13 protein-coding genes are annotated in these 11796 nt (G+C 66.4%); 7 read left to right on the forward strand and 6 right to left on the reverse strand.

What is annotated here, in order from left to right; all coding sequences use genetic code 11:
* Positions 1-49: 49 nt before the first annotated feature.
* Together TEP_RS13055 and TEP_RS13060 are read left to right on the forward strand one after the other, a co-directional pair.
* Positions 50-913: a hypothetical protein gene (locus tag TEP_RS13055; RefSeq protein WP_132825548.1), complete on the forward strand. Its 864-nt coding sequence runs from the start codon at positions 50-52 to the stop codon at positions 911-913.
* A gap of 129 nt (positions 914-1042) precedes the next feature.
* Positions 1043-2002 carry an acetyl-CoA carboxylase carboxyltransferase subunit alpha gene (locus TEP_RS13060; RefSeq protein ID WP_132825549.1) on the forward strand — a complete coding sequence of 320 codons (960 nt, stop codon included), beginning with the start codon at positions 1043-1045 and terminating at the stop codon, positions 2000-2002.
* A 484-nt stretch (positions 2003-2486) separates the two neighbouring features.
* Here the strand turns inward: TEP_RS13060 and TEP_RS13065 are convergent, their stop codons facing one another.
* On the reverse strand, positions 2487-2942 hold the full coding sequence (locus TEP_RS13065; protein WP_132825550.1) for a CopD family protein: 456 nt from the start codon (positions 2940-2942) through the stop codon (positions 2487-2489).
* A gap of 142 nt (positions 2943-3084) precedes the next feature.
* On the opposite strand from TEP_RS13065, the gene TEP_RS13070 reads away from it, so the two are divergent.
* Both TEP_RS13070 and phaZ read left to right on the forward strand, forming a co-directional pair.
* Positions 3085-3681: a class I SAM-dependent methyltransferase gene (locus tag TEP_RS13070; RefSeq protein ID WP_132825551.1), complete on the forward strand. Its 597-nt coding sequence runs from the start codon at positions 3085-3087 to the stop codon at positions 3679-3681.
* A gap of 86 nt (positions 3682-3767) precedes the next feature.
* Positions 3768-5075 carry a polyhydroxyalkanoate depolymerase gene (phaZ, locus tag TEP_RS13075; protein WP_025877691.1) on the forward strand — a complete coding sequence of 436 codons (1308 nt, stop codon included), beginning with the start codon at positions 3768-3770 and terminating at the stop codon, positions 5073-5075.
* Between the two features lie 175 nt (positions 5076-5250).
* Here the strand turns inward: phaZ and TEP_RS13080 are convergent, their stop codons facing one another.
* Positions 5251-6240, reverse strand: coding sequence for a sensor domain-containing protein (locus tag TEP_RS13080; RefSeq protein ID WP_132825552.1), 990 nt, complete (start codon positions 6238-6240; stop codon positions 5251-5253).
* Positions 6237-6602 (reverse strand): PadR family transcriptional regulator, encoded by a 366-nt coding sequence (locus TEP_RS13085; RefSeq protein ID WP_032975774.1) that lies wholly within the window; start codon positions 6600-6602, stop codon positions 6237-6239. The genes TEP_RS13080 and TEP_RS13085 overlap by 4 nt, the downstream gene beginning before the upstream one ends.
* A gap of 136 nt (positions 6603-6738) precedes the next feature.
* Between TEP_RS13085 and TEP_RS13090 the strand changes: the two genes are divergently transcribed.
* The gene (locus TEP_RS13090) at positions 6739-7641 is read left to right on the forward strand and encodes a peptidylprolyl isomerase (protein WP_132825553.1); all 903 of its coding nucleotides are present in this window, start codon (positions 6739-6741) and stop codon (positions 7639-7641) included.
* Between the two features lie 568 nt (positions 7642-8209).
* Here TEP_RS13090 and TEP_RS13095 read toward each other — a convergent pair.
* Positions 8210-9082, reverse strand: a complete 873-nt coding sequence (locus TEP_RS13095; protein WP_132825554.1) for an EamA family transporter — start codon at positions 9080-9082, stop codon at positions 8210-8212.
* Between the two features lie 116 nt (positions 9083-9198).
* On the opposite strand from TEP_RS13095, the gene TEP_RS13100 reads away from it, so the two are divergent.
* Positions 9199-10143, forward strand: a complete 945-nt coding sequence (locus tag TEP_RS13100; RefSeq protein WP_117309888.1) for a LysR substrate-binding domain-containing protein — start codon at positions 9199-9201, stop codon at positions 10141-10143.
* A 69-nt stretch (positions 10144-10212) separates the two neighbouring features.
* The gene (locus tag TEP_RS13105) at positions 10213-10506 is read left to right on the forward strand and encodes a hypothetical protein (protein ID WP_025877698.1); all 294 of its coding nucleotides are present in this window, start codon (positions 10213-10215) and stop codon (positions 10504-10506) included.
* Between the two features lie 119 nt (positions 10507-10625).
* On the opposite strand, the gene TEP_RS13110 is transcribed toward TEP_RS13105, so the two are convergent.
* A complete protein-coding gene (locus tag TEP_RS13110; protein ID WP_132825555.1) occupies positions 10626-11426 on the reverse strand; it encodes a DUF4349 domain-containing protein in 801 nt (266 codons plus the stop codon).
* Positions 11423-11779 carry a GFA family protein gene (locus tag TEP_RS13115; RefSeq protein ID WP_025877700.1) on the reverse strand — a complete coding sequence of 119 codons (357 nt, stop codon included), beginning with the start codon at positions 11777-11779 and terminating at the stop codon, positions 11423-11425. The genes TEP_RS13110 and TEP_RS13115 overlap by 4 nt, the downstream gene beginning before the upstream one ends.
* Positions 11780-11796 lie beyond the last annotated feature (17 nt).

Here is an 11796-nt window from a genome sequence, read left to right on the forward strand (position 1 = left end):
GGATCCGTTGCTGTTTTCCCGCTGCATACGTCAAGGACGATTGCCCGTAATGAAGAACCTGCTGTTGCCGATGATGGCCGCGCTCGCGCTGGCCGGCTGTTCCTCCAAGGTCGATTTCGAGATCGACAACCCGACCGATGCGCCGCTGGCGATCAGCATCGATGGCAAGGACCTGCCGGTGGCTGCGCACGCCTCGCGACCGATCAGCCTGGCTGCCGGTGAGCATCACCTGCACACCGACCGCCTGGGCGATGTGCGCTTCATCGTCTACGCCGATGGCCGCGGTGGCCTGATCAATCCCAGCCTCAGCGAGTACGTGACGGCGCGCGAGATCTATGTGACCGGCGAGGACAAGCTGAAGAACTTCGGCGTCAGCGGCCTGGGCATCGAGCTGGGCGGCGTCGAGTTCAAGGGACCGTTCGAAAAGCACCACGGCCTGTTCATCGACAAGACCTGGAACTTCGGCGTGCGCGAGCCGTTCCCCGAGGAGCAGGTGGTTGCGCACGTGGATTCGACCGGCGGCAGGATCAGCACCAAGATCTTCACCGCGCCGGAGTTCATCACCTACATCGAGGCCAGCATGGGCGAACCTGGTGCCTACAAGCGCGAGCAGCCCGCCGGCTACGTGGCCCCGGCCTACACGCTGGAACCGGCGCCGGCGCTGCCCGCGCTGGCCCCGGCCTTCGAAGCCCATGCCGGTCCGATGCGCGACCTCTATGCCCGCTGGCTGAAGGCCACCACGGCCAGCGAACAGAAGGCCCTGCGCAAGGAAGACTTCCAGGCGCAGATGGCCTTCACCCAGGCCACCATGACGCTCGGGGCGAAGCTGCCGGTGGCGGCCAACCAGGCCTACAACGACTTCGTGACGATCCGCAGCACCGAAATGGCCCGCAGCGCGCTGGTCCTGCCCTGAACCGGCGGCCGCCGGCCCGACTGGCGCCGCCGGCCCCCACTGCGCTACCGTCGGCTTCCAGACGAAGGCGTACGGGCCGTTCCTGCGCATTCGGCTAGAATTCCCCTCTTCTTTACACGACGGCTTCCGATGAATCCGAACTACCTCGACTTCGAGCAACCCATCGCCGACCTGGAAGCCAAGATCCAGGAACTGCGCAACGCCAGTGCCGGGCCGGCGGTCAATGTCGAGGCCGAAGTGCATGCGCTGCAGGACAAGCTGCGCGTGCGCACCGCACAGATCTTCCGCAACCTGACCTCGTGGCAGGTGCTGCAGCTGGCCCGCCATCCGTCGCGCCCGTACACCGCCGACTACATCCGCATCATCTGTGATGAGTTCCAGGAACTGGCCGGCGACCGTGCCTTCGCCGACGACAAGGCGATCATGGGCGGCCTGGCCCGCATCAATGGCCGCTCGGTGATGGTCATCGGCCACCAGAAGGGCCGCGACACCAAGGAAAAGATCAAGCGCAACTTCGGCATGCCCAAGCCCGAGGGCTACCGCAAGGCCCTGCGCCTGATGAAGATGGCCGAGCGTTTCGGCCTTCCGGTGCTGACCCTGATCGACACCGCCGGTGCCTGGCCGGGTATCGATGCCGAGTCGCGCGGCCAGTCCGAAGCGATCGCGCGCAACCTGATCGAAATGGCCGAGCTGAAGGTGCCGATCATCTGCACCGTGATCGGTGAAGGCGGCTCCGGTGGCGCACTGGCGCTGGGCGTGGGCGATCGTACCGTGATGCTGGAATACGCGGTGTACTCGACCATCACCCCGGAAGGCTGTGCTTCGATCCTGTGGAAGGACGCCGGCAAGGCCAAGGATGCCGCCGAGCAGCTGGGCCTGACCGCGCCGCGCCTGAAGGACCTGGGCCTGGTCGACAAGGTCGTGCGCGAGCCGACCGGCGGCGCCCACCGCAACCCGACGCAGATGGCCAAGCGGTTGAAGGCCGTGCTGCTGAACGAGCTGGAAGCGCTGGATGCGCTGTCCACCGAAGAGCTGCTGGACCAGCGCTACAAGCGCCTGCGCAGCTACGGTACTTACGAAGCGGCCTGAGCCTCTGCTCGAAGCGTTACTTTTCTTTTCGCGAAGAGAAAAGTAACCAAAAGAAACGCTCCGCCAGCCGCGAACCGGTGTGCTCTGCACACCGGTTCCCTGCGCTCCTCAGTCCGCCAAGGGACGGCGCGGAACTCGCTACGCTCAGACATCCGCGCCTCTACGCTCTTGCCGGACCTCCGGTGCTCGGCTCGCTTGAAGGCGGATTGGGAAAGCAGAGCGAAAAGCATCCACGCATGGCGTGGATCTACTGGGTGCAGGTGTGGCGTTTGACGTTGGGTCCGCCTTTTAGCGAGCCGAGCATCGCAGGGGAATCAGGGGCGTAGAGGCGCCGATGTCTGAGCGCAGCGAGTTCGGCGCCGTCCCCTGATTCACCGAGAAGCACAGGGCACCGGTGCGTAGCATCGGCTCGCGACCTGGCGGCGTGTTCTTTGGTTACTATCTTGCACGAGCAAGAAAGTGACATGTTCGAGAGCTCCAGATCTCAGAACGGCTTGGCCAGCACCAGCCAGACGATCGGGATGAAGGCCAGCAGCGGGATCTCGTTGATCCAGCGCAGCGCACGCGAGGATGGCAGGGCCCTGCCCTTGGCCACGCCTTTCAGCAGCCGCCCGATCCAGATGAAGTACGCCAGCAGCACCACCACCAGGCCCAGCTTGGCGTGCAGCCAGCCCGCGCCACCCGGGGCGACCATGGTCGGGAAATCCGGAATCACCTTGTAGCCCAGCCACAGCACCAGGCCGAGCACGAACGCCAGGCCGAACATCGAATGGCCGAAGCGGTACAGGCGCATGCCCATCAGCTGCAGGCGCTCGACCACCGCAGTTTGCCCGGCGGTCTCGGACAGATTCACCAGGATGCGCGGCAGGTAGAACACCGTGGCCATCCACGCCACCACGAACACGATGTGGAAGGTCTTGACCCAGTAGTAGCTCTGCATGCGCTTGCTCCGGCGGCTGGCGTGGATATGCGCTCATTGTCGCAGCAGAGCCAGCCCATGGGTGGCTGCCGCGACACATCGACGCATGACGTGCTGCAACGCCGTACGATAGGCGCCGATTTCACGACTGCACCCGAACGCCATGGACAAGACCTACGACGCCGCCTACTTCCAGCGCTGGTACCGGCACGCCGACATCGGCGGCAGCGCGCGCCTGGCGCGCAAGGTCGCCCTCGCCGTGGCGACGGCCGAGTACTACCTGGAACGACCGATCCGCAGCGTGCTGGACGTCGGCTGTGGCGAAGGGGCGTGGCGCGCGCCGCTGCTGAAACTGCGTCCGAAGGTCGAATACCTCGGTTTCGACAGCAGCGAGTACGCTGTGCGCCGCTACGGCCGCACCCGCAACCTGCACCTGGCCAGCTTCGGCGATTTCGCCTGGCTGCGGCCCTGCGCCCCGGTCGACCTGCTGATCTGTTCGGACGTGATGCATTACGTGCCCAACCGCGAACTTCGCGCGGGCCTGGCCGGGCTGGCCGAGCTGACCGCAGGGGTGGCCTTCCTGGAGACCTTTGCCGCCGAAGATGAATTCGAGGGCGACCATGACGGCTTCCAGTCGCGTCCGGCTCGCTGGTATCGGCGCGAGCTGGCCCGGCAGGGCCTGCAGGCAGTGGGTTCCCACCTCTGGCTGGGGCCAGCGCTGGCCACCGAAGCGACTGCGCTGGAACAGGCAGCCCGCTGAATACGGGTAGTGCGTCTGCTTAACGTCCGGGACAGTCGGATGCGCTATGCTGCGCGGCAACATAAGACCATACATATTCGGTCGGCATGCTCTATCAACTGCACGAACTGACCCGCAACCTGCTCGCCCCCTGGGTGCACCAGGCCCAGGCCAACGCCAAGTTCTTCGCCAACCAGGGACACTGGTGGTCGCAGATGCCCGGCGCTGATCGTCTGGCCGCGGTCAATGAGCTGTTCCATCGCATCGGCAAGGATTACGAGAAGCCCGAATGGGGCATCAACGAAATCGAGGTCGAGGGCGAGCGCGTGCCGATCGTGGTGCACGAGGAACTCAGCAAGCCGTTCTGCAAGCTGCTGCGCTTCAAGCGCCACAGCAATGAAGCCGACCAGCTGCACACCATGCTCAACCAGCCGTTCGTGCTGGTGGTGGCGCCGTTGTCGGGCCATCACGCCACGCTGCTGCGCGACACCGTGCGCACGCTGCTGCGCGACCATCGCGTCTATGTGACCGACTGGGTGGACGCGCGCATGGTGCCCGGCAGCGAGGGCGAGTTCGGGCTGGACGACTACATCGCCTACATCCAGGAGTTCATCCGCCATCTCGGCGTGGAGCGCCTGCACGTGGTGAGTGTCTGCCAGCCGACCGTACCGGTACTGGCCGCGGTTTCATTGATGGCCAGCCGCGGCGAACCGACGCCGCGCACGCTGGTGATGATGGGTGGCCCGATCGATGCGCGCTGCAGCCCGACCGCGGTCAACAACCTGGCCACGCAGAACCCGTTGTCGTGGTTCGAGAACAACGTCATCCACACCGTACCGGCCAGCTATCCCGGTGCCGGCCGCCGCGTGTATCCCGGTTTCCTGCAGCACGCCGGCTTCCTGTCGATGAATCCCAGCCGCCACTTCAGCTCGCACTGGGATTTCTACACCGACCTGGTGAAGGGCGATCTGGAGGATGCCGACGCGCACCGTCGCTTCTACGACGAGTACAACGCGGTGCTGGACATGCCGGCCAAGTACTACCTGGACACCATTTCCGTGGTGTTCCAGGACTTCCTGCTGCCGCGTGGCGAGTGGGTGGTCAATGGCGAAAAGGTCGACCCGTCGGCAATCCGCGATACCGCGCTGCTGAGCATCGAAGGCGAGCTGGACGACATTGCCGGCCTCGGCCAGACCGAAGCGGCACAGGCACTGTGCAGCGGCATTCCGGCCGAGCGCCGTGAACATTTCATCGTGGATGGCGCCGGCCACTATGGCATCTTCAGCGGCCGCCGCTGGCGCGAAGTGGTGTACCCGAAGGTGCGCGACTTCTTCGCCGCGCATGCCGAAGCCCCGGCAGCCAAGGCCACGAAGAAGAAGAGCAACGTCACCCCGCTGCGCCGCAAGGCGGGGTAACCCGCCCTGCTTCCGGTAGTGCCGGCCGCTGGCCGGCAGCTGCTGGTAGATGCCAACCTTGGTTGGCGCTCTGCCGTGAACCCCGATGCCGGCGGCATCGTGCCAACCAAGGTTGGCACCTGCCATGGCGAAGTGCCGACCGAGGTCGGCACCCACCAGAGAACAGATCACTGCCTTACAGGCGCACCAGCAGGTTCTTGGCCAGCATGCCGTGCAGCTTGCCGATGCCGCGTGCCAGGTGCATCGTCAGCAGCAGCAGCAACGCACCCACCGCTGCTACCCCGATCGCCACCAGCGGCGATGCCGCCATCGGCAGTACGTTCACGTCGTTGATGTAGATGCCGGGGATGTCGCCGCTGAAGATCGCCGCCACCGGTGCCCAGATCAAGCCCAGCGACAGCGACAGCAGGGTCACCGCGATGGTGAAGTAGACGATGCCCAGCGGCAGCATCAGCACGAAGTACAGCAGGGTCAGCCAGGTGCGGCCATCGGTGAACATGTCGCCGATACGCTGCAGCCAGCTGCGGCTGCGGTCGGTGTACTGCGGCCGGCGCGGCATGCGCTCGCCCAGCAGCGCTTCCACCAGCCGCCCTTCCAGCAACGCCAGTCCACGCACCGAGCCGAAGAACAGCACGGTCAACGGTACGCCGATGATCAGGATCAGCAGGCCCAGCGACAGCGACAGGCCGGTGACCACCCAGGTGAAGAAGAAGATGCCGGTGCCCAGCGACAACAGCATGTAGAACAGCGCGCCGTAGGTGTGCGGGTCCGTCACTACGCCGAAGAAGCGCGCCAGCAGCGAGCGGTGCACGGGTGCTGCCGGCTGCGCCGCCGGTGCAGCACCGCTGGCCTCGGCCGCTGCACGCAGCACCGGGCCGGTGTCGGCCCGCGGCGTGCGCAGGGCGCGGTTCACCGTGAGCTCGGTTTCGCGGTAGATCTCCGCCACCTCGTCCGGTGCGCCGTAGCTGCCGGCGACGTCCGCGATGACCTCGGCTTCGCTGCGGCCGGGTTGCGCCGCCAGTTCAGAGCGCAGGTATTCCTCGGCGTCGTACAGGGCGTCCTGCACCATCGCCGGATCGGCACCGTCCAGCGCCGCACGCAGCTGCGCCAGGTACTGCGGGATGGTGCTGGGCAGACGGTTGCCTGCCAGGTCCAGGTCGTTCATTGCGGTACCCCCTCCAACACGGAATCGACGGAATCACGGGTGTCGCGCCAAGCCTGGCGCCATTGCTGCAGCACCTCCCGGCCGCGCGCGTTGATGCGGTAGTAGCGGCGCGGCGGCCCGCTGCTGGACGGCTCCACATGGCTCTCCAGCAGGCCGGCGCCCTCCAGGTTGCGCAGCACCGGGTACAGCGCGCTCTGCTTGCCACTGAGCACGCCCTCGCCCACCCGTTCCAGCTCCTTGGCGATCAGGTAGCCGTACAGCGGCTCACCGGCGCGGGCCAGCACTGCCAGCAGGGCCAGCGACACGGTGCCGGCGCTGAGCTCCTTCTGGAACTTCTTCAGGTGGACATCGTCCTCGGACATGACCGGCCCTCCACTACGTTGAAGTCAACAGTAGTGCGAAGTTCGGTATAGCGAATGTGTCGTTAGTCATCCTGCCGGTTGGCGTGGCCGTGCCGCTCGCGCAGAATCGAAGCCTCGTTCATGTTCCGGGGATCACATGCCGCACCGTCGCCGTCTTGCCCTGACCACCCTCGCCCTGGCCTGCCTGCTGCCCGCCCTCGCCTGTGCAGCCGCGCCCTACCGCAGCCCGCAGCAGATTCTTGATGCCTCCGCGGCCAGCGACTGGCGCACGCCGGACCCGGCCAACCTGCTGTACATGGACCTGCCGGCCGGGCGGGTGATCATCGAGCTGGCGCCGCAGTTTGCCCCACGCCATGTCGCCAACATCCAGACCTTCGCCCACGAGCACTTCTGGGACGGCACCAGCATCTACCGTTCGCAGGACAACTTCGTGGTGCAGTTCGGCGATGCCGACGCCGACGATGCGGCCAAGGCCAAGCCGTTCGGCAGCGCGCAGCGCAAGCTGCCGGCCGAGTTCGAGCGCGCCAGCGCTGGCCTGAAGGTGAGCGTGCTGCCCGACCGCGATGGATGGGCAGCACAGACCGGCTTCGTCGACGGCTTCCCGGTCGGCCAGGACCCGCGGGCCGGCAAGGCCTGGCTGGCGCACTGCTACGGCATGCTCGGTGCCGGCCGCAGCAACGAGGAAGACAGCAGCATCGGTGCCGAACTGTATGTGGTGACCGGCCAGTCGCCGCGCCAGCTGGACCGCAACATCACCCTGGTCGGCCGCGTGCTGAAGGGCATGGAACTGCTCAGCGCGATCCCGCGCGGACCGGCACCGATGGGCTTCTACACCGACCCGAAGCTGCGCACACCGATCATGTCGATCCGCCGCGCCAGTGACGTGCCTGCGGCCGAGCGCACACCGATCCAGGTGCTGCGCACCGATTCAAAGACCTTCGCCGATACGGTGGAAGCGCGGCGCAACCGCGTGGATGATTTCTACAAGCGCCCGGCGGGGCATATCGACCTCTGCAATATTCCGGTGCCGGTGAAGTAACGCCGTCGCGGGTTCTGCGCGTGGCGCGTGCTGAAGGTGCTTCATCGTTCATGGGCGTTACTTTTCTTTGTACGCAAAGAAAAGTAACCAAAAGAAACGTTCCGCCGGTCACGAGCCGATGCGCGTTGCGCATCGGTGCCCTGCGCTGCTCGGCCCGTCGAGGGATGGCGCGGGAACTCGCTGCGCTCAGACACCCGCGCCTCTTCGCCCTCGCCGGACCTGCGGTGCTCGGCTCGCTCAAGGCGGACTGGAAGGTCAAGACCAACAGCAAGAGCATCCACGCATGGCGTGGATCTACTGGGTGCAGCTGCGGCCTTTGATCTTGGGTCCGCCTTGAGCGAGCCGAGCATCGCAGGGGAATCAGGGGCGAAGAGGTGCCGATGTCTGAGCGCAGCGAGTTCGGCACCGTCCCCTGATTCACCGAGAAGCGCAGGGGACCGACGTGCGAAGCACGGCGGCTCGCGACTTGGCGGCGCGTTTCTTTTGGTTACTTTTCTTTTCGCGCGAAAAGAAAAGTGACGCCCATGAACGATGAANCACCTTCAGCACGCGCCACGTGCAAAACACCTCAGCCCTTCTGACTCACTGCCACGCTACCCAGAATCAACGCACCCGCAATCAGCATCTGCAGCGTCACCGGCTCGCCCAGGAAAAACCAGGCGAACGCAGCGCCGAACAGCGGAACCAGATAGGTTACCGTTGACGCGCGCGACGGGCCGATACGGCCGATCAGGCGATAGAACATCAGGAAAGCGAATCCGGTGCAGACCACGCCCAGCGCGATCGCCGCGCCCCATGCCTTGCCCGGGATCGGCCCCTGCGGCAGATGAGTGAGCGCCATCGGCAACAACCACAATGAGGCGCACGACAGCGTGGCAGCGGCGGCCGCAGCCGAAGGCAGACCGGTCATGTGCCGCTTCACCAGGTTCACGCCCAGCCCGTAAAGCAGCGAGGCGGCGGCACCGGCCAGTACGGCCGTGCCAATGCTCAGCCCCGAGATCTTGGCCGTGGCCAGCACCACCACGCCGGCAAACCCCACCAGCAGCGCGCCGGCACGGCGCACACCGATCTTCTCGCCGAAGAACAGGAAGGCGATCAGTGCGGCAAACAGCACCGTCATCGCATTGCAGATCGCACCGATGGCCGCCGGCGCGCGCTCTGCGGCGTAAGCGAACAGCACGAACGGCAACGCCGAATTGACCAGACCGATCGGCGCCAACCACAACCAGCGGCGCGGTGGGAACTGCGCGCGTGCGCGCCACAGGAACGGCAGCAACACCAGTGCGCCCAGTACCAGCCGTACCTCGACCAGGGCGAACGGCCCGAATGAAGGCACGGCCACCCGCATGAACAGGAACGAGCAGCCCCAGATCGCGCCAAGCAGGGTCAGTTCCAGCGGTGTGCGCCAATCACGCTCGGTCGCTTGGGGTATCGCATTCATGTGCTGTGTCCGTTGCTCATCGTGGCGCTGTTCCGGCCACACAGGATCAGCCGCAGACGCCCGCTGCACAAGCGCGTAGTATCGCTGCCAGCCACAAATATGGTTTGAGGCTGGACATGCTGCTACGCCCTTCCCTGCTCCCCGCCCTGGCCGTTTTCGCGGTCGCTGCGCGCCATCAGAACTTCGCCCAGGCCGCGCAGGAACTGCATCTGACCGCCAGCGCGGTCAGCCACCATGTGCGACGCCTGGAAGAGGTGCTGGCCACGCGCCTGTTCCTGCGCCATGCACGCGGGGTACGCCTGACCGCCGAAGGCCGGCAGTTGGCCGACGCCGCCAGCGCGGCGTTCACCGATGTCGCCGCCGTCGCCCACCATCTGCAGCCGGACGCGGACAGCGTGCCGCTGCGGATCGCGACGCTGCGCTCGCTGTCGTACTGCTGGCTGCTGCCTCGGCTGCCGCGTTTCACCCAGGCCCATCCACACATCCGCATCGAGCTGCACACCGGCAGTGGCCTGGACCGTTACGACGAGAACGGCCCGGAGGTCGGCATCCGCTACGGACTGGGCCAATGGCCCGGACTGCACGCGCAGCACCTGATGGACGACAACCTGTTTCCCGTCGCGTCCCCGGCGCTGCCGGGAGTCGAAGCACTGCAGGACCCGGCACGCATCGCCGAGCTGCCGCTGCTGAGCGATCTGTCACCACAGGGCTGGCGCGATTGGTTCCGCCATGCCGGCGTGCGTCCGCCGTCACCGCTGCCGGCGATGCACACCTTTGCCGACAGTACCGACGCGATGCGCGCGGCGGTGTACGGCATGGGCGCGGTGCTGGCGCGTACCCACGTCGCCCAACCGTACCTGCAGCGCTATGAGCTGGTACGCCTGCCGGGCCCTGCACTGAAGGCACGCTATGCCTATTACGTGGTGCATGCCGAAGGGCGACCGCCCAGCCCCGCCGCACGGCTGTTCATCGACTGGCTGCTGGGCCAGGCAGCGGATGAGCGCACGCCGGTGCCGGCGTTGCCGGACAGTCTGCTGGGCCGCCCGACCACGCCCGGCTGACTGCGCCCTCACCCGATCTTTGCCCAGCGCTGGCTAGGCTGCAGGCGAACCCCACAATGTGCTTCCGCCATGGCCCTGCTGCGACTGAGAATTACCGGAACCGAAGACGATGCCCGCGCGATCAGCGACCTGCTGCTCGGCCTGGAAGGCATCGAACACGTCGAAGAGACCGACGACCTGATGCCGCACATGGATGACGACGATTCCAGCTCGGCCGGCCTGTCCGACGACATCGGCCCGGGCACCCACGAACTGGAAGTGGAAGTAGGCAACGAGAGCACCGCGCAGAAAGTGCGCGATGCGGTGCAGGAACTGGCACTGGAACTGGATGTGTTCGTCGAATACGAGACCGACGAAGGCTGAGCGTCCGCCGGGCATGGCCCGGCGCTACCCGATGCTCGAGGCACGTCGGTAGCGTCGGCCATGCGCCGTCTGTTCCGGTAGCGCCGGGCCATGCCCGGCGAATACGCGGCGCGGTTCGATCAGGGCTTGCGGCGTCGGCGACGGATCAGCGCACGGACGATCCAGGCCATCACCAGCGCCACCACGCCCACCGGCAGCAAAGCGGCCGCGGCACGGATCAGGAATGCCACGCTGGTGCTGAGAATGCTGCCCGACTCGCTCAACGCTTCGCCGATCTCGCTGCGGCTGCGCTGGCCGGACGTCGTGTCGAAGTGCATGGTCACCAGCTGGGTATCGATGCGCCTGCGCTGCTGGGCGGCGTCCTTGTTGGCCTGCTCCACCCCCGCCTCGATCTCCGACAGGCGCGTGGTGATGGCCATCAGGTCCTCGATCTTCAGATCGCCGCGGTCCTGGTAGGACAGCAACCGCGCATGCTCCTTCTCCAGCCGTGCCTTGGTCAGCGCGGTGTCGGCCACCTGCTGGGCCAGGTCCTCGGCCCGCGTGTTGCGCGCCTGCAGCGTGCCGCCCTCGCCGGCCAGGCCGATCAGCGATTCCACGCCCTTCGGCGCGATGCGTACCTTGACCTCGCCACTGGGCTGTTCGCCACTGCGCTGATCCACCTGCAGCACCGCGCACTCACCGAACTTCGCGTTCTGGCACGCCTGCGCGACCTGCTGGATGCGCGGGGCGATCTGCGCTGCTTCCAGCTGTACCTGCACATCGTGCTCATACGCCAGGAACGCGCCTTCAGGCGAGGCTACACCCGCTTCGGCGGCACCACCGGCATCGGCGGCCCCCTCACCCTGCTTGGCGCAGGCAGCCAACGCCAGCAGCAATGTCGGCACGATCATCACGCGCGTCCACACGCGAGGCGCCGTCATCGCGAGGCTCCGTCGAACGCGGTGATCGACAATCCACCCAGCTCGACCTGTGGCAGGCAGCGCACGTTGATCGCCACCATCGGCAGGCCGCTGCGCGGATCCACCGCCTCGCTGTACGGCGCGGTGCCGCACTCGCGGCAGTGATGGTGATCGATGTTATGGGTGTTGAACTGGTAGGTCGCCACGTCGGCGATATCGGTGCCCAGCTGGAACGCCTCGCGCGGGGCGAACCAGAGCAGGCTGCCGCGGCGGCGGCACATCGAGCAGTTGCAGTCGATGACGTCCTTGATGGGGGCGTCGGCCTGCACGGTGAATGCGATCCTGCCGCAATGGCAGCTTCCCTGGTATTCCATGTCCCGCGCTCCGCTGG

This window comes from Stenotrophomonas sp. TEPEL (assembly GCF_004348785.1).
In the GTDB taxonomy this organism is placed as follows: domain Bacteria; phylum Pseudomonadota; class Gammaproteobacteria; order Xanthomonadales; family Xanthomonadaceae; genus Stenotrophomonas; species Stenotrophomonas indicatrix.